This is a genomic window from Roseovarius sp. B08, assembly GCF_051417955.1.
Classification (GTDB): Bacteria; Pseudomonadota; Alphaproteobacteria; order Rhodobacterales; family Rhodobacteraceae; genus Roseovarius.
This window is the reverse complement of sequence record NZ_JBPRLW010000002.1, coordinates 29,876-52,069: the sequence shown is the minus strand read 5'-3', so window position 1 is coordinate 52,069 and position 22,194 is coordinate 29,876. Positions and strand designations below refer to the sequence as shown.

Annotated in this window: 20 protein-coding genes and 2 pseudogenes; 9 read left to right on the top strand and 13 right to left on the bottom strand. The window is 63.1% G+C overall.

Translation table 11 applies throughout. The features are described from left to right. Positions 1–109: 109 nt before the first annotated feature. From ACSQ76_RS21540 to ACSQ76_RS21515, 6 genes and pseudogenes are all read right to left on the bottom strand, one after another. Positions 110–470, bottom strand: a pseudogene (locus ACSQ76_RS21540) (acyl-CoA dehydrogenase family protein). A 142-nt stretch (positions 471–612) separates the two neighbouring features. Beyond that, positions 613–1,416 carry an IclR family transcriptional regulator gene (locus tag ACSQ76_RS21535; RefSeq protein ID WP_057817145.1) on the bottom strand — a complete coding sequence of 268 codons (804 nt, stop codon included), beginning with the start codon at positions 1,414–1,416 and terminating at the stop codon, positions 613–615. Positions 1,417–1,555: 139 nt separating this feature from the next. Then, positions 1,556–3,145 carry an acetate--CoA ligase family protein gene (locus ACSQ76_RS21530; protein WP_437158281.1) on the bottom strand — a complete coding sequence of 530 codons (1,590 nt, stop codon included), beginning with the start codon at positions 3,143–3,145 and terminating at the stop codon, positions 1,556–1,558. Further along, positions 3,142–3,669, bottom strand: a complete 528-nt coding sequence (locus ACSQ76_RS21525) for a CoA-binding protein (RefSeq protein WP_437158280.1) — start codon at positions 3,667–3,669, stop codon at positions 3,142–3,144. The genes ACSQ76_RS21530 and ACSQ76_RS21525 overlap by 4 nt, the downstream gene beginning before the upstream one ends. Positions 3,670–3,692: 23 nt before the next feature. Further along, positions 3,693–4,859 carry an acyl-CoA dehydrogenase family protein gene (locus ACSQ76_RS21520; protein ID WP_437158279.1) on the bottom strand — a complete coding sequence of 389 codons (1,167 nt, stop codon included), beginning with the start codon at positions 4,857–4,859 and terminating at the stop codon, positions 3,693–3,695. A 30-nt stretch (positions 4,860–4,889) separates the two neighbouring features. Beyond that, positions 4,890–6,034, bottom strand: a pseudogene (locus ACSQ76_RS21515) (CaiB/BaiF CoA transferase family protein). 251 nt (positions 6,035–6,285) lie between these two features. Between ACSQ76_RS21515 and ACSQ76_RS21510 the strand changes: the two are divergent. From ACSQ76_RS21510 to ACSQ76_RS21485, 6 genes are read left to right on the top strand one after another with little or no spacing between them, the layout of a single operon-like run. Continuing rightward, on the top strand, positions 6,286–7,677 hold the full coding sequence (locus ACSQ76_RS21510; protein WP_057817153.1) for an acetate--CoA ligase family protein: 1,392 nt from the start codon (positions 6,286–6,288) through the stop codon (positions 7,675–7,677). Beyond that, positions 7,674–8,345, top strand: a complete 672-nt coding sequence (locus ACSQ76_RS21505; protein ID WP_057817155.1) for an acetate--CoA ligase family protein — start codon at positions 7,674–7,676, stop codon at positions 8,343–8,345. The genes ACSQ76_RS21510 and ACSQ76_RS21505 overlap by 4 nt, the downstream gene beginning before the upstream one ends. After that, positions 8,342–8,842: a MaoC/PaaZ C-terminal domain-containing protein gene (locus ACSQ76_RS21500; protein ID WP_236553291.1), complete on the top strand. Its 501-nt coding sequence runs from the start codon at positions 8,342–8,344 to the stop codon at positions 8,840–8,842. Before ACSQ76_RS21505 ends, ACSQ76_RS21500 begins: the two co-directional genes overlap by 4 nt. Next, entirely contained in the window at positions 8,839–9,981 is a 1,143-nt protein-coding gene (locus ACSQ76_RS21495; protein WP_057796800.1) for an acyl-CoA dehydrogenase family protein, read from the top strand. The genes ACSQ76_RS21500 and ACSQ76_RS21495 overlap by 4 nt, the downstream gene beginning before the upstream one ends. Before the next feature lie 48 nt (positions 9,982–10,029). Beyond that, entirely contained in the window at positions 10,030–11,211 is a 1,182-nt protein-coding gene (locus ACSQ76_RS21490) for an acetyl-CoA acetyltransferase (protein ID WP_437158278.1), read from the top strand. A 4-nt stretch (positions 11,212–11,215) separates the two neighbouring features. Further along, positions 11,216–11,620, top strand: a complete 405-nt coding sequence (locus ACSQ76_RS21485) for a Zn-ribbon domain-containing OB-fold protein (RefSeq protein WP_057817159.1) — start codon at positions 11,216–11,218, stop codon at positions 11,618–11,620. Between the two features lie 83 nt (positions 11,621–11,703). Here ACSQ76_RS21485 and ACSQ76_RS21480 read toward each other — a convergent pair whose 3' ends face one another. The 7 genes from ACSQ76_RS21480 to ACSQ76_RS21450 all read right to left on the bottom strand — a co-directional run bounded on the left by ACSQ76_RS21480 (position 11,704) and on the right by ACSQ76_RS21450 (position 18,048). Then, on the bottom strand, positions 11,704–13,647 hold the full coding sequence (locus tag ACSQ76_RS21480) for a TRAP transporter permease (RefSeq protein WP_437158277.1): 1,944 nt from the start codon (positions 13,645–13,647) through the stop codon (positions 11,704–11,706). An 89-nt stretch (positions 13,648–13,736) separates the two neighbouring features. Next, positions 13,737–14,708 (bottom strand): TAXI family TRAP transporter solute-binding subunit, encoded by a 972-nt coding sequence (locus ACSQ76_RS21475; protein ID WP_437158276.1) that lies wholly within the window; start codon positions 14,706–14,708, stop codon positions 13,737–13,739. A 45-nt stretch (positions 14,709–14,753) separates the two neighbouring features. Further along, positions 14,754–15,521 carry a CoA-transferase gene (locus ACSQ76_RS21470; protein ID WP_437158275.1) on the bottom strand — a complete coding sequence of 256 codons (768 nt, stop codon included), beginning with the start codon at positions 15,519–15,521 and terminating at the stop codon, positions 14,754–14,756. After that, entirely contained in the window at positions 15,518–16,456 is a 939-nt protein-coding gene (locus ACSQ76_RS21465) for a CoA transferase subunit A (RefSeq protein ID WP_057817167.1), read from the bottom strand. The genes ACSQ76_RS21470 and ACSQ76_RS21465 overlap by 4 nt, the downstream gene beginning before the upstream one ends. Before the next feature lie 164 nt (positions 16,457–16,620). Continuing rightward, entirely contained in the window at positions 16,621–17,211 is a 591-nt protein-coding gene (locus ACSQ76_RS21460; protein WP_437158274.1) for a hypothetical protein, read from the bottom strand. Beyond that, a complete protein-coding gene (locus ACSQ76_RS21455) occupies positions 17,189–17,437 on the bottom strand; it encodes a hypothetical protein (protein ID WP_437158273.1) in 249 nt (82 codons plus the stop codon). The genes ACSQ76_RS21460 and ACSQ76_RS21455 overlap by 23 nt, the downstream gene beginning before the upstream one ends. Continuing rightward, complete coding sequence (locus tag ACSQ76_RS21450) at positions 17,437–18,048, bottom strand: hypothetical protein (RefSeq protein WP_437158272.1); 612 nt, start codon at positions 18,046–18,048, stop codon at positions 17,437–17,439. The genes ACSQ76_RS21455 and ACSQ76_RS21450 overlap by 1 nt, the downstream gene beginning before the upstream one ends. A 499-nt stretch (positions 18,049–18,547) precedes the next feature. Between ACSQ76_RS21450 and ACSQ76_RS21445 the strand changes: the two genes are divergently transcribed. Genes ACSQ76_RS21445 through ACSQ76_RS21435 form a run of 3 tightly spaced genes read left to right on the top strand, consistent with a single transcriptional unit; the run spans position 18,548 to position 22,181 of the window. Continuing rightward, positions 18,548–19,978, top strand: a complete 1,431-nt coding sequence (locus ACSQ76_RS21445) for an MmgE/PrpD family protein (protein ID WP_057817172.1) — start codon at positions 18,548–18,550, stop codon at positions 19,976–19,978. Next, positions 19,978–21,036: an acyl-CoA dehydrogenase family protein gene (locus tag ACSQ76_RS21440; RefSeq protein ID WP_437158271.1), complete on the top strand. Its 1,059-nt coding sequence runs from the start codon at positions 19,978–19,980 to the stop codon at positions 21,034–21,036. The genes ACSQ76_RS21445 and ACSQ76_RS21440 overlap by 1 nt, the downstream gene beginning before the upstream one ends. Then, a complete protein-coding gene (locus ACSQ76_RS21435; RefSeq protein WP_300240139.1) occupies positions 21,033–22,181 on the top strand; it encodes an acyl-CoA dehydrogenase family protein in 1,149 nt (382 codons plus the stop codon). The genes ACSQ76_RS21440 and ACSQ76_RS21435 overlap by 4 nt, the downstream gene beginning before the upstream one ends. Positions 22,182–22,194 lie beyond the last annotated feature (13 nt).

Here is a 22,194-nt window from a genome sequence, read left to right as displayed (position 1 = left end):
CGGCCCGGTCAATGCGGAAGCGGTGCCCACTCCGATGCGGTCACCAGATCGCACATATATGCTATTGCGCCAACCGAAGCCGCAGCGACAGCCACGCGTTAATCAAGCGTCAACAGGACTTGGACATCCCCGGCGCTTTCTCGGCCACGTAAGAGAAGATCAGTTCCTCGCTGACCGGCGCGATGAAGTTCAGCACGCTTTCGCGAAAGTAGCGCTCGACGTGGTATTCCTGCGCGAAGCCAAAGCCGCCATGGGTGCGCACCGCCCGGAACGCCGCTTCGTAGGCTGCCGGTCCTGCGAGGGTGCGCGCGGTATTGGCCTGGAGCCCGCGGAGCCTGTTCTGAACGTAAAGCGCGGCGGAACTGAAGACGCATCCACACCGAAGCGAGCGGATGCTGGATAGACTGGTTCTGACTGATCGGACGACCGAAGACGACGCGCTCGCGCGAAAAGGCCGGTGCCTGCCTCATGGGACCACTGCAACCCGCTGCCGTCAATTTACCCTGACTTTGCAAAAAGCCAGCGCCAGTGGGTTACCGATTCTGACCAGGGTCAGAACCTACTCTTTTGCCAGGGGGGCACAAAAATCACGACGGGTGGGGATCCCGATGTTCAACGGACTCTAGGATCATGACCTTTCTTTCCCAGATGCCGAACAATTTCTTCACGCATGATCCTAACAATCTCGTTCTCGGATCGCTGGATGACATCCGTTGGGGCACCAACCCCGACGGCAAAAAGGCGGGAACTCTGGTGGCTGGGAAAAGGCATGGAGATCAATCCGGCGCCTTTGACGACTTGATCGGTGGAAAGATAGTACCCCTTGGCACGGGTCTCGGCCAACGAGGCGACGAAGGCCTTCACGTCCACCGCCGGTTTGTCGGGCGCACGATAAGCATTGATCTTTCGTAACAGGCGGCCCACTTCTTCATCGCTGAAGCGGCTCATCAGAACCCGCCCCACCCCCGAAGTCCCCAGCGGACGTCGCGTTCCGAGTGAAATGTGGTGGATCGGCGACTTCTTCGGACGGATTACTTGGACATACTCGGCTTCGTCACCGTTCTTTGTTCCCAGGACAACGACATGTTGCGTCCGTTGCGCGATCGCCTTGAGCAACCGCTGGATGATGCCTTCGCCGAACAGATCCGGGTTCATCCATGAGCCCAGAAGAGGGACGCGTTCCGTGGGGAAGTAGTTCTTGTTTCGGGCATCGTGTGTCAGGAAGCCGAGGCTGACCATGCTCTTCAAGAGCGACGAGGTACTCGATTGCGGATACCCCAGTTTCTTGGATACTTCCACGACCGATAGCGGCCGTCGCACCTCGTCGAAATACACCAACGTTTCACAGGTGCGGGCGACTGATTTCACGATGTGGTGCCCGCCGGTCTTCGCCAGCGTCTGATGCGCGTCTTCCATGATCTCCTCCCAGCATACTATTATATGAACAGTATTCCGAAAGCAAAATGGCCGCGTATGTGGTTTCTGTCAACTGTTAGAAAATCGCAGAAGGCTCGCCGCAGCTGTCAGGGGATCGGGAAGATGTCGGGCTCGTTTGTCAGTGGCCGCCTCGCTTTATGGGGATGATTACGCCATCAGCGGCCACGGCGCCCTGGCCACTGGGCCCGACGATCAACGGGTTCACATCAATGGTCTCAAGCGCTGCCCCGTGATAGGCGGCAAAGGCCGACAGGCGCGCAAGGGCGTCGGCGAGCGCGCCGATGTCGCGTTCGGGCGCCCCCCGGAATGCGTCCAGCAGTTTTCGACCGTGGATTTCGTCGATCATGCGGCGGGCTTCGGCGGGACCGAAAGGAGCAACCCGGAAGGACACGTCTCCCAGCGCCTCGACCAGCACGCCGCCCAGACCGAACATGACCACCGGGCCGAACGCCGGATCCTGGGTCACGCCCAGTATGGCCTCCAGCCCAGGTGCTGCCTGTTCCGCCACGACCAGACCGTCGATTCGCGCATCGGGCGCTTTCTCGGACGCCAGTTCCAGAATGCGCACCCCGGCAGAGCGGACCTCTTCGGCCGAGCGCAGGTTCAGCGCCACGCCACCGATATCGGATTTATGCAGGATGTCGGGCGAGGCGATCTTCAACACGATCGGAAAGCCCATCTCCTGCGCCGCCTCGGCTGCCGCCTCCGGAGTCCTGACCAGGGTTTCGCGCACGATCCCGATGCCGGCCTCGGCAAGCAGCGCCTTGGCCTCGATCTCGTTCACCATGCCGTCCGGCAACGGCGACAGGTCGGACAGTTCGGGTATCGGGTCATGTTCGCCGGCCCGCGCGAAGGACCTGGCGAAATAGCGCAATGCGGCCATCGCACGGACCGCGCGGGTCGGTTCCTCGAACACGATGAACCCCGACTTTTCATATGCAGCACGACCCTCGGGTTCGGTCAGCGAACAGAACAGCATCGGCCGGCCGGGAAACTTCTCGCGGATGCGCTCCAGCCCGATCCGGATGGCTTCGTTCAGGTCGGCGACAAGACCGACCGTGGACATGAAGATGATGGCTCCGTCGATTTCGCCGTCGCCAAACAACACATCCATGTTGGTTTCCAGCAGGTCGATCTGGTTGACCAACTGCGCCGTCACATCGACCGGGTTTCGGACACCTGCGAAAGGCAGCACCTCTTTCAGTTTTTTCTGCGCGTGATCGGGAAGCGAGGGCACGTCCAGTTTCAGTTTCTCGGCCTCGTCGGCCATCAGCACCCCAACGCCGCCGGACACCGTCACAAGACCCAGCCGGTCGCCCTGCATCATCGAACCGGATTCGGCGCAGGCATAGGTCACATCGAACATTTCGTCGACCGATTGCGCCCGGTAGACGCCGTATTGCCGAAAGGCCGCGTCATAGACCGCGTCGGACCCCGCCAGCGAGGCGGTATGCGATTGCGCGGCCTCGGCACCGACCGCGCTGCGGCCGACCTTCATCATGACCACCGGCTTTTCCCGTGCGCGCGCCAGTTCAAGGGCCTCGACCAGCCTGTCGCGGTCGGTCGCGCCTTCGAGGTATCCCATGATTACCCGGGTTTCGTCATCCTGCGCGCAATAGGCCACCGCATCGGCGAAATCGACGTCGCAGGAATTGCCCGTCGTCGCCCAGAGGTTCACACCCAGTCCGCGCATCCTGACCAGCGTCATGCAATACGACCCGAAGGCGCCGCTCTGGCTGACGATCGACACGCCGCCGGGCTTGGGCAGGTGCTTTTCGACCCCGGTGTGAAGGTGGCGTAAAGATTGTGGCGCACATTGGCGATGCCAAGGCAGTTCGGCCCGACAAGCCGCATACCCCCTTCGCGCGCGATATCCACCATGCGCGCCTGAAGCGCGGCGCCTTCGGAATCAACCTCGGAAAACCCCGAGCTGAAGATCACCGCCCCCCGCACGCCGCGGGCCGCGCATTGCTCGACCGCTTGAACCGCCAGCGGCGCGGGCAGCGCGATCACCGCCAGATCCGGGGTCGTCGGGGCCTCGGAGATCGACGGATAGGCCGTCAAACCCTGCACCTCGGGCGACTTCGGATTTATCGGCAGGATCGGGCCGTCGAACCCGTGACGTATGAGAAAATTCACCGGCCGTCCGCCGATGCGCTTGGGGTCACTCGACGCGCCGATCACGGCAACAGAACGAGGGGCGAAAATGGCATCCATTCCGTCAATTCGCATGGGTCTTCCTTTGATATTCTAAACTAGTAGGACTTCGGCAGGCCGAGCGCATGTTCCGCGATGAACGACAGCACCAGTTGCGGGGTGACCGGCGCGATGCGGAACAGGATGGCTTCCCGCACAAGCCGCTCGACATGGTATTCCTTGGCATAGCCGAAACCGCCGAAGGTAAGCTGCGCGGTCTGCGTCGCCTTCACCGCCGCTTCGCCGGCTAGGTATTTGCCTGCGTTGGCTTCGTTTCCGCAGGGCTTGCCGGCATCGTAAAGCGCGCCGGCGTTCATCGCCATGAGGTTGGCGGCTTCCAGCTCGGCCCAGCAGGCGGCCAGCGGGTGCTGCACACCCTGGTTCTGTCCGATCGGCCTGCCAAAGACGACACGCTCATTGGCGTAATCCACCGCACGCCGAAGCGCGTTGCGCCCGATGCCCACCGCTTCGGCGGCGATAAGCACCCTTTCGGGATTCAGCCCGTGCAGGATCTGGCGAAAGCCCTGACCTTCCTCGCCGATCAGATCTTCGGCCGGGATCGGCAGCCCGTCGATGAACAGCTCGTTTGAATCGACGCACTTGCGACCCATCTTCTCGATCTCGCGCACCGTGACGAAGGTCCGATCAAGATCGGTGTAGAACAGGCTCAGGCCTTCGGTCGGTTTTTTGACCTCTTCAAGCGGGGTGGTGCGCGCCAGAAGCAGGATCTTGTCGGCCACCTGGGCGGTCGAAATCCAGACCTTCTGCCCATGCACGACATAGCGGTCGCCCTGACGCACGGCGCGAGTTTTCAGCTTGGTCGTGTCGAGGCCGGTCGTCGGTTCGGTGACACCGAAACAGGCCCGTTGCTCGCCGGCCACCAGTGGCGGAAGATAGGTCTTCTTCTGGTCCTCGGTGCCGAACTTGACGACCGGATTCAGGCCGAAGATGTTCATATGGATCGCCGAGGCGGCGCTGTTGCCGCCCCCGGACTCTGCGATCGCCTGCATCATGATCGCAGCGTCGACAATCCCAAGTCCGGCGCCGCCGTAGGCTTCGGGGATGGCGATTCCCAGCCAGCCATCGCGGGCCAGCTTCTGGTGCAATTCGTGCGGGAAGCCGCCTTCGCGATCCCGGTTCAGCCAGAACTCGTCGTCGAACTCTTCGCAAATCCGCAGGACGGCATCGCGGATTCCCTGCTGATCGGATGTCATCTGATAGGTCATGGTGTTCTCCTCAAATCTCGCAGTCCGCTCTCAGCGTTTCGGTTCGGCTACAGTGCCGTTTTCGGTGAGCTTGTCGATCTTCCCGGCGTCGTATCCGAGCTCTTCCAGCACTGCGCGGCTGTCGGCGCCCAGCTCTCTGCGCCCGAGCCAGCGCAGCCGTCCCGGCGTCTTGTCCAGCTTTGGCACGGGTCCGACGACCTTGGTGTCGTCGCCCTCGACCCCGACGATGTCGCCGCGCGCGGCGATCTGCGGATCGGCAAGGATGTCATCGACGTCATAGACCATCGCCGCCACGGCATCGTGGGCCTGGAAGATGTCAATCGCCTTCTGCGCGTCATGCTGTGCCACAAATGCGCCGAGACGGTCCACAATCTCGTCCATGTGCTCCGCGAAGCCATCGAGGCTTTGGAATTGCGGCTGTTCCGCCCATTCCTTTCCGCCCGCGGCTTCCAGAAGCCGCCGCCCGGTCGCCGCACTGCCTGCGCTGATTGTGACCCATTTCCCGTCCCTGGCGCGAAACACCCCGCCGGGGCGTAGGAATTGGGTGCCTGAAGTCCGTTTCGGTCAACCGGCAGCCCCGCGCCGGTTCGCGTCGGAACGTGGTAGTCGATCAGGCGCAACAGCGGCTCGAAGATGGCCAGGTCCACCACCTGGCCCCTGGCGCTGCCGTTCTGCACCGCATGAAGCGCCATCATCGCGCCGTAGGCCGCCATCAGGCCGGTGGTCGAATCCGCGACGGGAAAGCCGGGGTGCATCGGCGCGTTGTCGGCAAAGCCGGTGATGTGCGCCAGTCCGCTCATGGCCTCGCCGGCCCGACCGAAACCCGGCCACGAGGAACGCAGCCCGGTCTGGCCATAGCCCGAGATCCGCACGATCACCAGATCGGGATTCCAGCCATGCAGAACCTCTGGCGCCAATCCCGCCCTTTCAAGCACGCCGGGGCGGAAGTTTTCGATAAGAACCTGCGCGTTTTCGACCAAGCGGCGCAGAACCTCGCGGCCGTCTTCGGTTTTCCAGTCCAGCGCAACCAGTCGCTTGTTTCGGGCCAGCGTCTTCCACCACACACCGACGCCATCCTTGGCGCGCGCGCTCAGAACCCGCAGCATGTCGCCCTGCCCCGGCCGTTCGATCTTGATCACATCGGCGCCGAAATCGGAGAGCAGAGCGCCGCACATCGGCGCGGCAATCACATGCCCCATTTCAATCACCCTGAGATCGCTCAGCGGCCCGTCTGTTAATTTCACTCGGTAGTCTCCCAGATTGTCATTTCTCGGTCGTCAAGCCCCAACCTCCGGGTCCAGCGCCCTCAGTCTCATCGGAACCTAAATCCATTGCGAGAACAATCGAACACCCGTTAGATCATCGAAACGGGCAATAAAATTTTCACTTGACGGAGAAAGAAATGGCTGAGCCAAACACGAATCGAATGACGACACCCCGCCCCACGGTTGGCCAAGCTCTGGACGGGCTGTTCGACCCGCGCACCATCGCGGTCGTCGGGGCGTCCCGCACCAAGGGCAAGCTCGGGCAGGCCGTGCTGGCCCTGCTGAAGAGCAACGGCTATCGCGGCAAGATCATTCCGGTGAACCCCTCGGGCGGCGAAATCGAGGGGCTTGCGGCAGCACGCAGCCTGGAGGAGATCGACGGCCCGATCGACGTGGTCGTTCTGGCAACCCCTGTCGGCGTCGCTCTCGATGCGCTGGAAACCTGTACCCGGCTCGATGTGAAAGTCGTGGTCGGGGTGACCTCCGGCTTTTCGGAAGCCGGGGAAGACGGCCACAACAACGAGATGCGGCTGCGCCGGATCATGCAGGACGCGCCCTTTCGCCTGGTCGGGCCGAACTGCGAAGGCGTGGTGCGCCCCGCGTCGGATCTGCAATTGACCTTCAGCCCCATGTTCAACGGTCTCAGGCCCGGCCCCGTGGCCATGATTTCCCAGTCCGGCGCGCTAGGCGGCCTTATGGCGTTGCGTCTGGGCGAACGCGGCGTGGGGATCAATGCCATCGTCTCCAGCGGCAACGAAACGGATCTGACCGCCGCGGATCTGCTCGAATATCTCGGCAACGATCCGCAGACCCGCGTGGTTCTGTGCTACGTCGAGGAACTGCGCGACGGGCGCCGCTTTGCCGAGGCGGCCCAACGACTCACAAGAGCCGGAAAGCACGTCATTGCGGTCAAGGGCGGACGAAGCCGCGCCGGATCGCGCGCTGTCCAATCGCATACCGGCGCGATGGCCGGAGACGACCGGGTGATCAGTGCGGTCTTCCGCGAAACCGGGGTTATCCGCGCCCGGGAATCCGTGGCTGCCGTCGATGCCGTCACGGCCCTCGCCGCAGGCAGGCGGCCTGCCGGCAACCGGGTCGGAATCATCTCTGTCACCGGCGGGCTCGGCGTCGAGATGACCGACCTGGCCGAAAGCGCCGGCTTCGAGGTTCCGGTCCTGGCCGAAGCGACGCAAACCGCGCTGTCGCGTTATGTGCCGTTCTACGGCTCGGTGTCGAATCCGGTCGATCTGACCGGCGTCGTTCTGGCGAATCCCACCTATGTGGGCCGTTGCCTGGAGGCCGTAGCGGCCGATCCGGGCGTGGATATCGCCATCGCAATTATCACATTTGTGCCGGATCAACAGTTCATCGAGGCTTTGGCCGAGGCGTTCGACAGCACCGGCAAGCCGATCCTGATTGTCTGGACAGGCTCGGCGCGCAGCAATGCCTCGGGCGAGGCGCTGCGCGAACGGGCTGTCCCGGTTTATGATTCGCCCGCGCGGGCGGCCTCGGGCCTTTCGGCGCTGGCGGCTACGACAGGAGAAGTGGCATGACCCCGAGGGAAACACTGGAAAACTGGCAGCGCGCCGGGCGTAAAGTGGTCCACGAGGCCGACGCGAAGGACCTGCTGCAACAGATCGGTATACCGGTGCCGAAACGCGATCCCGCCGAGGGGCGCTGTGTCGCCAAGCTGTGTCACGACGACTACCCGCACAAGTCCGATCATGGTCTCGTCCGACTGGGTCTCTCGCCTCAAGAGGCGAAACAGGCCGCCGCCGAAATGGCGGAACGGTTTGTGGGCGGCACGGCGCTGATCGAGGAAATGGAAGAAGGGTCCGTGGCCGAATGGATCATCGGTTGCAAACGCGACGACACCTTTGGCCCGATCGTTCTGGCCGGCCCCGGCGGAATTCTGGTGGAACTGATAGACGCGGCCGAAATCCGGCTTGCACCCGCAGGGCCGCAAACCGCCGAGGCGATGGTGGATTCGGGCCCGGGTGCCAGGTTGCTGGCGGGGCTGCGCGGCGCGGAACCCGCCGACAAGGGGGCCCTGGCGGACCTGATTTCACGCATATCTGTTTTCTTCGCCGAGAACGCCGATCTGATCTCGGAAATTGAAATCAACCCTGTGATGGTTCGGGCGGACGGGAAAGGATTGGCTGCTGCCGATGCCTTGATCGTGTTGGCACCCAAGGCGAATGAACAGGAGAATTTAACGTGATACGTCACCCTTTCGGAGAGTTGTCACTGGGCCAGACCGGCGTTTCGAGCGGGCGGACGATGACGGAAACCGATGTCGTCAATTTCTGCATGCTCACCGGGAACTGGCTCGAACTGCATTCCAACATCGAGCATGCCAAGGAGGCGATATACGGCCAGCGCCTTGTTCAGGGCAGCCTCGTGTTTTCCATCGTCAACGCGATGATCCCCTTCGACAGCTCCGTGCTCGCTGCCTTCTACGGCTGCGACAAGCTGCGCTTTCTGCGACCGACCTTCATCAACGACACCCTCTGGGCCCGCGCGGAAATCGTCAATCTGAAGGATCATGACGAAAAGCATGGTGTCGTGACCAGCAAGCTGGAAGGCATCAACCAGCGGGACGAAACGGTGATGCGCTGCGAGTTCAGCCTGCTAATCCGAAAGACCCGTCTCGATCGCCCCGGAGAACCGCCCAAAATCCGGGCCGCGCACGACACCACACAAGGAGAGAGCGCATGAACTTCCTGACCCCCGAGCAGGAGATGTGGCGCGCGACCGTCGAGCGTTTCATCGACGAGGAGATCGGCCGCGACTATATCCGCAAATGCGATCTCGAACGCGAATACCCCTATGAGGCCTATGAAAAGGTGGCCAAGCAGGGCTGGCTCGGCATCCTGTTCTCGGAAGAGAGCGGCGGGCTGGGCGGCGACATCATGGATTATGCGCTGATGTGCGAGGGGCTGGCAAAATACGGCTTCGACTTTTCCACCGGCCTGATGGTCGCCACCTTCACCGCAATGAATATCGAGAAATTCGGCACGCCCGAACAGAAAGAGCGGTACATCCAGCCGTTCCTGGATGGCGACATCCGCTTCTCGATCTCGATTTCCGAACCCGGCGCCGGGTCGGACGCGGCTTCGACCAAGACCCGCGCGCGGCGCGACGGCAACGGCTGGGTGGTCAAGGGGCAAAAGCTCTGGTGCTCGGGCGCAAAGGCCGACAATGCGATCCTCGCCATGCTGACCCGCACCGACCCCGACGCGCCAAAGCACAAGGGGCTGTCGGTCTTCCTGATCCCCAACGACACCGAGGGTCTGGACATCCGCAAGCTGCCGACCCTGGCGCGGCGCGCAACAGGAACCACCGAGATTTTCGTGGACGACGTGAAACTGCCTTCCGATGCGCTGCTGGGCACCGAGAATGAAGGCTGGTCAATCATCACCGACCATCTGGAACTGGAACGTGTCGCCGTGGCCGCGGCCTATGTCGGCAATGCCCAGACAGCGGTGGACGATGCCCTGCGCTACGCGCATGAACGGATCCAGTTCGACAAGCCGATCTTCGACTTTCAGGTGATCCGCCACATGCTGGCCGACATGCAGACCCAGGTCGACGCCGCGCGGCTTCTGGTCTATCGCGCTGCCAGCCTGGCCGCGGCCAAGACGCCCTGCACGCGCGAAGTGTCGATGGCGAAACTCTTTGCCTCCGAGACCCTGCAAACCGTCACCCGTAACGGCATGCAGATCCTCGGCGGGCATTCCATGCTGCCCGACTCGGACATGGAACGCTATTTCCGTGAAGGGATGCAAAGCACCATCGGTGGCGGAACCTCGCAGATACAGCGCACGCTGATCGCCAAGACCATGCGCCCGAACTGACCTCGGGCCCGCTTTGGGACACCACCGCACAACAAAGGGAAAATACATATGAAGAACGGACGCGATCCGGTGATCGTCGGCCTTGCCGACGCGCCAATCGAGGACGGGAAATTCGTCACCAAGGCCTCGGTTCTGGGCCATGCCGCCCTGGTGGCGAAGGCCGCCGTCGATGAAGCCGGCCTGACGCTTGATGATGTCGACGGTCTTTTGACCGCCGGCATGTGGGGCGTGCCGGGGCCGGGACAGCTCGCCACGGTAACGCTGGGCGAATATCTCAATATAATGCCGACCTATGTCGATGGCACCAATATCGGCGGCTCGGCCTTCGAAGCGCATGTCGCCCACGCCGCGATGGCGCTGCGCGAGGGCTATTGCGAGGTTGCCCTGATCGTCTACAGTTCCGACCAGAAATCCCTGCGCAGCCGCAATCTGGGCGGACGTCCTTCGGTCCTGTCCATGCAGCACGAAACACCCTACGGGATGCCGACGCCTGTGAGTGGCTACGCGATGGCGGCGCAGCGTCACATGCACGAATACGGCACCACCTCCGAGAACCTGGCCGAAATTGCCGTCGCCACCCGGAAATGGGCACAGCTGAACCCCGCCGCGACTCGGCGCGATCCGCTCACCGTCGACGACGTCCTGTCCAGCACGATGATCTCGGAACCGCTGCATCTTCTCGATTGCTGCCTTGTCACCGACGGCGCGGGCGCCATCGTGATGACCACCGCCGAACGCGCCAGGGACCTCAAGACCAAACCCGTCGCGGTCAAGGGCTATGGCGAAGCGCACACCCATTGGGCTATCGGCGAGATGCCCGACCTCGCCCGCCTGCTGCCCGCGCAGAAGGCCGGCGAAACGGCGATGAAAATGGCCGGGGTAAGCCATTCCGACATCGACGTGGTCGAGGTCTATGACAGTTTCACCATCACCGTCCTGCTGACGCTGGAGGCGCTGGGTTTCTGCAAGATCGGCGAAGGCGGCGATTTTGTCTCTGGCCAACGCACGGCGCCGGGCGGCGCCTTTCCGATGAACACCAATGGCGGCGGTCTTTCGGCGCTGCATCCGGGCATGTACGGGATGTTCCTGCTGATCGAGGCCGTCCGGCAGCTTCGCGGCGAAGGCGGCGAAGGCGGCGAACGCCAGGTCAAGGGCGCCGAGACCGCCCTGGTGCATGGTACCGGGGGTACGCTTTCCTCTGGTGCGACCGTGATTTTGCAGAAGGGCTAAGACGATGAGCATTGAAAAACCGCTTCCGGTGATCGACCATGACAGCGCCCCCTATTGGGAGGCCGCGCGCGAGGGCCGCCTCGACATCCCGCTTTGCGGCGATTGCGGCAAACATCATTTCTATCCCCGCTCTATTTGCCCGTATTGCCATTCCGACAATCTGCGCTTCAACACCGTGAGCGGACGCGGCAGGGTGCATACCTTCACCATCGCGCGCCGTCCGGCAGGGCCGGCTTTCGCGGATGACGTGCCATATATCGTGGCATTGATCGAGCTGGAGGAAGGCCCCCGGATGATGAGCCGGATCCAGACCGGCGACCCCGCGAAGGTTCATATCGGGGCCAAGGTGGAAGTGACGTTCGTCAAGGCAACCGACGAAGTGACTTTTCCCTACTTCAAAATGACCTGAGGCCAGAGGCACCGCCACTTCGGCGTCGAATGTGGAAGAGCCGTCGCAGAGGTTGTCTGCGGTGGCTCTTCGCTTTTCGGAGGTCACCCGGCGCGGCCGGGCTGCGGTGCTCCGCGCAAAAACCGCCACGCTAAGAGCCCGGCCAGCGCCAGCCCACCAACGATGTCGGCCGCAGGCGCGGCGTAAAACAGCAAGCCGGCAGCCGACAGGAACAGCAACCGGCCGATGACCGGCACCTTTCCACGAAACCAGCCGCTTGTGCCGACGCTGACGGCAAAAACCGCGGCGCAGGCCACGCCCATATCCAGTAGGATTTGCACCGTGCCGCCCTGGGCCAGTATACCCGGCCGGAACACAAAGAGAAACGGCACCACATAGATCGCTCCGGCCAACATCAGCGCGCGACCCGCCACCCGCCAGAAATTGGCCCCTGCCAGGGCGGCGGCGGCATAGACACTGGCACAGACCGGTGGCGTGATGGCCGATAGGATCGCATAGTAGAAGACGAAAAGATGAGCCGTCAGTTCGGGCAGGCCAAGCCGTACGAGACTCGGCGCGGCGATCGCCGCAGCCAGCACATAGGAGGCCGTCGTCGGCACGTCCATACCCAGCAAGATCGCCAGCACCGCCGCTAGCAAAAGGGCCAAGATCAGCCCCTGACCGGACACAGAGAACAACAGGTTCGAGACTTTGACCCCGGCACCCGTCGCCGTCAGAACCTTGACGACGATGGCGGCGCAGGCTAGCAGCGCGGCGATCATCACCAACGCCCGCCCTGCTTCGATCATCCCCTCATAGAGGTCGCGCGCCAGCTTGGCCCAAGAGGCCAGCACGCCCTGCCCTCTTCCGTCACGCGCGAACGGGCGCACCACCATACAGGCCAAAACCAGTATGATAACAGCACCGGCACCTGCAAAGCTCGGCGTGTAGCCGTTGAACAGGAAGTAGACCATCGCCGCGATGGGAAGAAACAAGGGGATTGACTTGTCCGGTGCGAGGAATTCCGCCGGTTCGGGCATTTCGCTCCTCGGTGTCGGTTGTAACCCTGTGCGACGCGCATAGAGATCCACCCCAAACCATACCGCCAGGTAGTAGAGAAATGCCGGACCGATCGCCGCAACGACAATGTCGGTATAGGGAATGTTCAGGAACTCAGCCATGATGAAGGCCGCTGCCCCCATCACCGGCGGCGTAAGCTGGCCGGCGGAGGAGGCAACGGCCTCGACCGCCCCGGCAAAGGCCGGTGGATAGCGCAGCCGCTTCATCGTGGGAATGGTGATCGAGCCGGTCGCCATGACGTTGGCCACTGCCGAACCGGTCACCGTCCCGAACATCGCCGAAGACAGGGCACAGACCTTTGCCGGGCCGCCATACGTTCGACCGGCGATCCACGTTGCCATTTTCATGAAAGCATCCGTTGCCCCGGTCGACAGCAGGAGCGCCCCCAGAAGCACATAGATCACGATGACCCGTGCCCCGATATCCGCAAGGTAGCCGAACAGGCCGGTGGTCGAGCTGTAAAATGTCTCGACAGCGGTACGTGCCGAAACGCGCGGCGGGCGCCAGGCGCCGTCGATCAGGTCATAGCCGAAATAGAAATAGATCACGGTGCAAAGGGCCAGCAGCGGCAGGAACCATCCGATCACCCGGCGCGCGGCCTCGAGGGTCAGCAGGACAGCTATCAGACCTGCCGCCTTGTCGATCGGCCCATAGCGCACCATGATATCCGAAAAGCGATCCCGGTTCAGGATCACGTAGAGGCAAACCGCGAACGCCAGTAGTCCCAGCATGATGTCCACAGCCCGTTCAATCCCGCTTCGCGCACCGGTTCGCGAGGCGCGTGCCGCATAAAGAAAGAACGCGCCGCCGATACCGAAACCGATAAAGATCGGCCGCTGAACCAGCGGTTCGAACTGCCCGAATAAGGCATTGTAGAAATGCAGAGCGACGAATGCCGCCAACAATACTCCAAGCGCCTGCCCTCCGCGCCGTTCCCAATTGGGTATTGCGGTCGATGTTTGCGTCATGTTCTCTCCGAGAGCGGTAACGGCGGGGTGCCCGCAGCACCCCGTCTGGATCAGCCTATGGCCGCCGTCGTGACGGCCCGCGATTCCGATCAGCTTCCGGCCGCCTCTCTCCAGTAACGTTCCGCACCTGGATGATAGGGTATACCGGTCTCGATTGTGGCGACGGCATCGGCGGCGATGTCGTAATCTGCAAGCTGCGGCCAGGCTTCGACCAGCAGGCCCATGTTCTGGTGGATGCTGCGGGCGATGTCATAGGCTGTGTCGTCGTCCATGACGCCGGTGCGGGTCAGGAAGAAGACGTTGAGCTTAGGCACCCGCATCTCCTCGGATCCCGGAATAAGCCCTGCGGGGAGGGTTGTGAAACCGACGCCCTCCATGGCTTCCGTCGCCGCTTTCTCCTGCTCTTCGGAGAAGCCGATCAACCGCATCTCGGTGCTTGTCATCAGCTCATGCAGGGTCGCATCGACAGAGTTTGCGGCACCGTATTTGCTATAACCGATGATCTGGCGGTTCTTGATGCCTTCCACCGCGTCGCCAACGGCGCCATGCACCAGGTCCGCGTTGATATCGAACATGGACAGGATACCGGTCGTCAACGTCTCGGCCGCCGATCCGCGGATGCCGGGATTGAACTTCTTTCCGTCCAGTTCGTCCAGCGTCGTCACACCAGACTCTTCGGTGACCGCGATCAGCAGGATCGAGGCGCTGTAAGGATAAAGCGCAACCGTATCTGGGATTGCGTTACCTTCGAACTTGCCGGTCCCGTTTCTGGCGGAGATCAGAATGTCGGTGGTGGCAAGCCCAAGGTCGATCTCGTCGCGCGCCAGCCGCAGCACATTGTCCACGCTGGCCCCGGTTTCGATCACGCTGACATTGGAGCCTTCCATGCCGGTCTCGATCGCCTTGCTCATCGCAACCGAAATGGTGAAATGGCTCGACGTCGGGCTGGTCGTGCCCATCGTGAGATCCTTGGCAGATGCCGCGCCGCCAAGGGCCATCGCGCCCATGGCCGCGATAGCACCCACCGCCGCCCGGTATCCGGTCAACTTGCGTTTGATCATTTTATCCTCCCGTTTTTGCCTTTAAAGTAACGTCAGCCCGGTCGCTTAAGCACGCAGGGCCCCCGATGTATCGATCCGCTCTCTCAGAACGCGCAATTCTTCCTCCGTTGGTGGCCGCGTTTGCGGCACCTCGCCTCTGATCGCCAGATCGAACCCCGTATGACGCTGGACCTCTTCGGGCGTATTTCCCGCATGCACCGATTTCAGTCGCATTCGCAGCGTCGTCTTGTCGAAATCCATGACAGCGCGTGGTGTCACCACGAACCGCGGTCCTTCCTTTTTCAGGCCGGCGGCGCGTTTCGCCTCGGGCCCGGAAAGGTGGCCCGGTATGGTGATGAAGTCCACTTTCTCGACAAAATTTCGCGTAGTATGAACCGTGGGGCAGACATAGAATCGCGTGGAGGTGTGGCAGTAGGACAGGTTGGCCGCCCCCGGCCCGCGCATCCCGGGCGCGTCGAGCGTGCCACCGACGTGATGCAGGTTGATATTGCCGTAGGAATCGTGCTGCAACCCGCTGTGAAAGAAGAAGTCCAGGCCGTGATGACTGTGGCCGAAAAGCTCGATGAAGGTTTCGGCGGCCTCACACCGGCCCAAGGCACGGTCATCCAGCATGGACGGATAAAGATGCCCCGGCAGCGGATTGAAGAACATCTCTCCTCCGACTGTCAGGTTCGGTGCGTGCAGTTCACGCGCCAGAGCGATCGCCGCCATCGGGACCAATGCAGCAGCACCCGCCGCGCCCAGCTCGCCATCGGCCAGGTCGCGGGCCAGCACGACAACCATTTGCTCAAGGGGGGAAACCGCCGCGCTCATTTCTTCCGTGTCTCCGCTTCGAGCCGGGCGAAATATTCGGCGCCGCCGACCGCTTCAATATAGTCACCCTGGCTTTTCGGCCGCGTCACATGACGCGCGATGTAGTCGTCCAGTCCTGCGCGGTCGCCGGTACGGGCGGCGTCGCCCAGATCGGCGTAGGCGTCGATATGATCCTCGTCCATCGCGTAATGGGGGAAGCTCGCGGTGGGATGCGCGCCGTAAGGCACCTCGACCACGGCATCGACATAGTGGGACGGCACCGTGACCCGCGACGGATCGTCAAGGATCACCTCGTCCGGCACGATCCTGTCCACGCTGGCAATGACCATGTCCGAGGCGCGCGCCATCAGCTGATCGGCATAGACCATGGTGCTGAGATGGCGCAGGTTTCCCCAGCGGTCGGCCTCTTGCGCGTGCAGGAACGTGACGCGGGGCCGGATCGGCCCGACGGCGTGGATGCGGCGTCCCGAAAAGGGGCAGTCGATTTCGCGGATCAGCGGATTGTGCTTCAACACGTCCGACCCGCGCAACGCGTCGATCGGCTGAAACGGAACACCATGGGCCGAGGCCATCAGCCCGCCCACCACGGTCAACGCGTCAAGCGCGTGGGCAGTCACCTGCCCTGCCTCAACCGCGCTGCGGAAATTGGGGCAAAGCCGGTTCTCCAGCGTGACGCCGGGAATGAACACCTGCTCGACCGCGCCTGTCGCGATCATCAGATCGACGTCATAGCCCGCGCCGGGCGAGGAATAGACATGCAGGTCCTTTGCGCCCGCAGCCAGCAACCCGCGCACCAATGCGACCGGCCGGCCCTGCTTGAACAGCCCGCCAAGGCATAATTCAGGACGTTCCTGCAAAGCGTCCCGGGCCAGACGCGCTGCGTCCTGCAGCCCAATGACCTTGCGGCGACGCGTGGGTTTCGTTTGTCCGTCCATCGTTTGGGTCGTGGCTCCGATGCTTCTGTATCCCTGGCAGACCGCCGGGGAATTTGCGCAGAACAACTGTACTGGAACGCACGCAATCCAGCACCCTCCGCCATGTGACAGGCATGATCGAACACATATGTGCGATTGGCTGCGCCGGGGACAGGATCAGGAAATCAGAGCAGCCCGGTAGCAACACCGCCGCCAACGATGAAAGTGATCACGAGGATGCTGACGAGACCGAAGAACCCGTTCCAGCGCAGACCGATTGTCGTTGGCCGTTCCCCGACGATGGAAGAGGCATAAACGACGGCTGTGATCGCAGGCCCCATGCAGATGATGCTGCTCCAGCCGCCAGCCAGTGCAAGACCCAGAGCGAGCGGCGACAGACCATCCACACCGATGCGGTTGACCACTTCCGCCAGCAGGACGACCGAGATCATCGGGTGCACGCCCAGCAGACCCGTCAGGAACACCGTAATGATCAACAGCACTACGGTCAGGACAGGCCGCGTGGCAATCCAGCCGAAGTGGTCGGCAATCCATTCGACCGGGACCACTTCCAGCGCGACGAGGCCGATGAACCCCGCCGAAGCGATAACGCTCATCTCGGTTGCGAATCCCGGCGCCTGGGTCACGAACCGGCGCGACATGACTCGAAAACTTCCGATGCCCTGCCTCAGACCCGACCAGAAAAGCGCATAGATCGGAACGATGGTGATCAGGACGGTCTGGAAACTGTATTCAGTCGCCCTGTCCAGCGCCACCACGGCCCCCCAGCAGCACAAGGACATGGCCGGTAACGATCAGGGCCGACCAATGGGCCCAGCCCGGCAAATCTCCGGCCAGGGCCGGCGCACGTCCGCGCGCCGAGGGGGGGCGCCACCATTCCACCGTGTCGAACAGCCATCCGAGAAGAAAAAGGACCCCGGCCAGCGCGATCCCGTAAGGGGCCAGATGCGCCCATTCGAGCCCCGGAATCGTGAGGATCATCAGATTGAGGGCGATCCCGAACGGCGTCCAGAACGCGATCGAGGAAAACCCCGCATACAGGCGCTCACCATCCTGCGCTTACGCGCCTCGAACACGAAATCGTCCATCTCATGGCGGTGGGCCGCCAGCCCTTTCATGATGACTTCCAGCATCACGCCCAATCCGCCGAGGTTAAGAAGCACGCCGAACAGGTGGCCCCCTGCACCCAGAGAGGCGTAGCGGCGGGTCGGCGGCTGCAGGGTCAGGTATTCTCCGGCGACCTCTACCGCCGGGTCCTGCGTGGCCGCGATGCGCAAGAAAGCGACAGCCGTCAGCAGCGCGGACAGGAAAACGACACGCCCCGCCGCCTCGGCGAAAATGCGCGTTTCGATACCATCGGCCAGCGCCAGAACGGCAATCGCGAACGAGAAGAAAAGCAGCACCCATCCGACGCGGGCAATGTTGCGGAACGCGATCACGAGATAGACGCCAAAAAACGGCACGGCCGCGATCGACACGCCGCTGGCGGGAAAGACACCCTGCGCGATGCCACCGCCAAGACAGATCATCAGACAGACAGTGGCAATCGGGTTGCGCACGGCGGGCCGGTTCAGAACGTCAATGAACGACATCTGCCCCCGCTTTTCCTAAGCCGTGTGGCCTGCCCGCAAAGCGTCGGCAGATCCGACCGCGTCAGACACGCCGGTCGGACAACGATGTCGCCGATTCCAAGTTCATCCCGTGCGGCACGCAACGCGCTCATATCGCCAGCGCGGGAACGGCGAGAGCGACTGCCTGACGCGGCCGACGGCCTCGGTCGCGAATCTTTGCGAAACGAAAGTCTGACGGAAACGGCGTGGTGCAATGCCTTGTCGCGTTCGCGCCCTTGCCTTCCAGACCATTCACACCGGCACCCCAGCCACGCTCGCACTTCTTCTCGCGGCTTTTCTGACACGCCCGGCGCCCGATCTCCAAGGGATTCAGATGAAGGTTTGCAACCAGGCTGCCGCAGATCAGCGGGAATCACAACGCCAATATCCTTCTTCAACACATATGTGCAAACAGGTGGTCACCCGAATTGATAGCACCTCCCGACATGAGGCAAAGTGCAATACCAGAGAGGATCAGGACATGACCAGTGATTTCACCCGCCGTCTGACGCGGTTCATCGCCGTGCCACATCGGCTGGACGCGGCAAATGCAGAGCAGGCCGCGCTTTGCGTGGAGGATACGGTGGCCGTCATCTATGGCGGGTGGCATGAGCCGGTGGTCCGCCGACTGGCGGCACTTGACGGGGACGGAGCGGCCGCGCCGGCGGGCGCAGTCGGAAAGGGCGGCGTAGCGCGGGCCGCGTTCCTCAACGCCGTGGCCGGTCACGCGCTGGACTTCGACGATGTCCACACGCTCAGCGTCACGCACCCCAGTGTGATCTTCGTGCCGGCGCTGCTGGCCATGGCAGACGCGCGGCCCGAGACGGCCGCCCGTGTCGCCCCCGCGCTTGCTGTGGGAACGGCCGTCAATGTCGCGCTGGGACAGGTTCTGGGCTTTGGTCACTACGACAAGGGCTGGCATGCCACATCGACGATCGGGGCCGTGGCCGCGGCGGCAGCGGTCGCGCATCAGCTTGACCTTGACGACGAGGCCATCGGAAACGCCCTGTCGCTGGCCGCGTCGCTGGCCGGCGGATTGCAGATCAATTTCGGCGCGATGGCAAAACCGATCCAGGCCGGCAACGCCGCCCTTGTCGGAGTGCGCGCCGCCCGCATGGCCGAAGCCGGGATCACCGGCGCCCCCGACATCTTTTCGCGGCGCGGCTTCTTCGATCTTTATGCCGGTCCGGACGGGCTTGCGACCGACCCTGCGGAAGTGGTGCCAAAGATCGATCTGGGCAGCTTGTCGCGCAAGCTTTATCCGTGCTGCTATCTCACGCACAGGATGATTGCCGCAGGGCGGCATCTATACACCGAACGCGGCGGCGACGCGGTGCCCGGGGACTCGGTGATCGAAATGACAGTGCCCAAGGGCGTCATGGTGCCCCTGCATGTCACCAATCCCAAGGACGGAATGGAAGCCAAGTTCTGTGCCGCCTATACCCTGTGCGCCGCCCTGCATCAGGGTCAGGTCGGACTCGCGGATTTCGAGGGCGACAGCCCCCACCGGGCCGAGATCCGTCGCCTGATGGACATGGTGACCATCGAAACCGAACCGGACGCGGGGCAGGATCGCGTCGGCGTGGACCATGGGGCGGTCCATGTCCGCCTGCGCAGAGGCAACGAAACCCTGGCCGAAACCTCGGTCGCGGCACATCCCGGATCGCCCTCGGACCCGGCGACGCCAGCCGAGATCGGTGACAAGATCGCCGATTGTCTTGAGAAATACCGCCGGGACGGTGGCACGCCGCCCGCCGCCGGTGCGTTTCGTCAGGATCTGCGCACACGGCTGCATCTGCCGCCGCTGCGCGCTTCGATTGAAACCGACGGCCAATCACTTCACGCCCGTCACAACACACCAGAACACGGTACTTCAACCGCCAACCAAGCACTGTCTGAAAGGACCACCTGATGGAGTCGATGATCTTCGACATGGCAGAGCGGCTTTTCCGCGACCATGTCAGCCACGGCCTGCGCGAGGACGCCGCCGCCGGACAATGCCCCGAGGCCCTCTGGACGCGGATCGAAGAGGCCGGGTTGCACATGGCGCTGGTGCCCGAAGAGGCCGGCGGCTTCGGCGTGCCCGCCGCCGAGGCGCTCGGGCTTGTGCGCATTGCCGGGGCGCATGGCCTGCCCCTGCCGCTCGCCGAAACCCTGATCGCAAATGCGGTTCTGGCGCGCGCGGGTCTGGCCCTGTCCGGCGGCAGGCTGACCATTGCTGAGGGCGAGGTGCTGCAACTGGAACGGCGCGGCGGTGCCGTGCATGCAAGCGGACACCTGACGCTGGTGCCTTTTGCCCGCTGGGCGGACCGGATCGTGACCATTGCCGCGCTGGATGGCGCCGATCACGTATTGTCCCTTCCGGTGAAGGATCTGACCGTCACCCCGGCGCAGGATCTTGCCGGGATGCCGCGCGACGATGTCGCGGTCGATCTCGACCTGCCCGGGGCCAATGCCACCGCCTTGCCCGGGTCGATGGGCGGGATGCGCGGGCTGGGTGCGCTTGTCCGCAGCCTGGCCACCGCCGGTGCGATGGAAACCATCCTGAAGATGAGTGTCGAATACTCCAACGACCGGGTCCAGTTCGGACGGCCGATCGGCAAGTTTCAGGCGATTCAGCAATACCTCGCAACGATGGCCGGAGAAACCGCCGCTTCGCGCACTGCCGCCGAAATGGCGGCCGACAGCTATGACACAGCCGCCTTTGCGCTGACCGTTGCCGCCGCCAAAAGCCGCGCCGGAGAAGCTGTGGAAACGGTCGGTGCGCTGGCTCATCAGGTTCATGGGGCCATCGGCTATACCGAGGAACATGCGCTGCACCATTTCACCAAACGGATCTGGAGCTGGCGCGACGAGTTCGGCACCGAACTGGACTGGACACAGGAACTGGGACGGGCCGCACTGTCGAGCCCCCACGACACCTTCTGGCATTTCATCACTGACAGCACAGCACAAGGCGCAACGGCATGACACTCACCGCGTTTCCTTCACCCCCGCCCGGCGCCGACTATGACGATCTGCGGCAAGAGGTCCGTGCATTTCTAGCCGAAGAGTTGGCCGATTTCCCGCCCGAAAAACGCGCCGAGTCGTGGAATGGGTTCAGCCGTGACTTTTCACGCAAGCTGGCGCAGCGCGGCTGGGTCGGCATGACTTTTCCCAAAGAATACGGCGGTCACGCGCGCAGCGCACTGGAACGCTATGTCGTGTCCGAAGAACTGCTGGCTGCCGGTGCGCCGGTAATTTCGCACTGGATCGCCGATCGTCAGAGCGGCCCGCTGATACTTGCCAAGGGCACCGAAGATCAGAAACGCGCGATCGTGCCGCGCATCGCCGCGGGCGAGCTCTGTTTCTGCATCGGGATGAGCGAACCGGATTCCGGCTCGGACCTTGCGGCCACGCGCACCGTCGCCACCGAGGTCGAGGGCGGTTTCCGCGTCAACGGCACAAAGGTCTGGACGACCTATGCGCATGTGGCCGATTACATGATCCTGTTCTGCCGCACTGGCAAGAGCGACGACCGCCACGGCGGGATGAGCCAGTTTCTGATCGATCTCAAGGCCACCGAGAACATCCAGATCAGCCCGATCATCGACCTGGGCGGCGAACATCATTTCAACCAGGTTGTCTTCGACAACACCTTCCTGCCATCCGATGCGCTTCTGGGCGAACAGGGCGAGGGGTGGTCGCAGGTCATGAGCGAACTGGCCTTCGAACGCAGCGGACCGGAACGGTTCCTGTCGTCCTTCGCCCTGATCGAAGAACTTATCCGTTTGCTGCGCAAAGACGCCACCGAGGCGCAACAGGCCGAGATCGGCCGCCTGTCCGCACATCTGATGGTGCTGCGGCAAATGTCGCGGTCGGTGGCCGGGATGCTGAACGAGGGCAAGAACCCAGCGCTTCAGGCCGCCATCGTCAAGGATCTCGGTGCGCTCTATGAACAGGACATTCCGCGCCTGGCCCGCAGCCTCTTGTCCCGCCCGGCCGTGCCCGGAGGACGCGACAGCTATGCAGCAGTGCTGGCCTATACGGAACTCGCGGTACCGTCGTTCTCGCTCCGGGGGGGCACCCGCGAGATCCTGCGCGGCATCATCGCGCGCGGACTGGGACTGAGGTAACGGGGGGGCTCGG

Coding starts and splice junctions, on each gene's coding strand:
- ACSQ76_RS21520 (WP_437158279.1), bottom strand. CDS start 4,859: ATGACCTATCAGATGACATCCGATCAGCAGGGAATCCGCGATGCCGTC.
- ACSQ76_RS21450 (WP_437158272.1), bottom strand. CDS start 18,048: ATGTCGTTCATTGACGTTCTGAACCGGCCCGCCGTGCGCAACCCGATT.
- ACSQ76_RS21480 (WP_437158277.1), bottom strand. CDS start 13,647: ATGACGCAAACATCGACCGCAATACCCAATTGGGAACGGCGCGGAGGG.
- ACSQ76_RS21435 (WP_300240139.1), top strand. CDS start 21,033: ATGACACTCACCGCGTTTCCTTCACCCCCGCCCGGCGCCGACTATGAC.
- ACSQ76_RS21525 (WP_437158280.1), bottom strand. CDS start 3,669: ATGCGAATTGACGGAATGGATGCCATTTTCGCCCCTCGTTCTGTTGCC.
- ACSQ76_RS21535 (WP_057817145.1), bottom strand. CDS start 1,416: ATGGAAGACGCGCATCAGACGCTGGCGAAGACCGGCGGGCACCACATC.
- ACSQ76_RS21440 (WP_437158271.1), top strand. CDS start 19,978: ATGGAGTCGATGATCTTCGACATGGCAGAGCGGCTTTTCCGCGACCAT.
- ACSQ76_RS21465 (WP_057817167.1), bottom strand. CDS start 16,456: ATGGACGGACAAACGAAACCCACGCGTCGCCGCAAGGTCATTGGGCTG.
- ACSQ76_RS21530 (WP_437158281.1), bottom strand. CDS start 3,145: ATGACGCTGGTCAGGATGCGCGGACTGGGTGTGAACCTCTGGGCGACG.
- ACSQ76_RS21470 (WP_437158275.1), bottom strand. CDS start 15,521: ATGAGCGCGGCGGTTTCCCCCCTTGAGCAAATGGTTGTCGTGCTGGCC.
- ACSQ76_RS21455 (WP_437158273.1), bottom strand. CDS start 17,437: ATGATCCTCACGATTCCGGGGCTCGAATGGGCGCATCTGGCCCCTTAC.
- ACSQ76_RS21485 (WP_057817159.1), top strand. CDS start 11,216: ATGAGCATTGAAAAACCGCTTCCGGTGATCGACCATGACAGCGCCCCC.
- ACSQ76_RS21495 (WP_057796800.1), top strand. CDS start 8,839: ATGAACTTCCTGACCCCCGAGCAGGAGATGTGGCGCGCGACCGTCGAG.
- ACSQ76_RS21510 (WP_057817153.1), top strand. CDS start 6,286: ATGACGACACCCCGCCCCACGGTTGGCCAAGCTCTGGACGGGCTGTTC.
- ACSQ76_RS21505 (WP_057817155.1), top strand. CDS start 7,674: ATGACCCCGAGGGAAACACTGGAAAACTGGCAGCGCGCCGGGCGTAAA.
- ACSQ76_RS21445 (WP_057817172.1), top strand. CDS start 18,548: ATGACCAGTGATTTCACCCGCCGTCTGACGCGGTTCATCGCCGTGCCA.
- ACSQ76_RS21490 (WP_437158278.1), top strand. CDS start 10,030: ATGAAGAACGGACGCGATCCGGTGATCGTCGGCCTTGCCGACGCGCCA.
- ACSQ76_RS21475 (WP_437158276.1), bottom strand. CDS start 14,708: ATGATCAAACGCAAGTTGACCGGATACCGGGCGGCGGTGGGTGCTATC.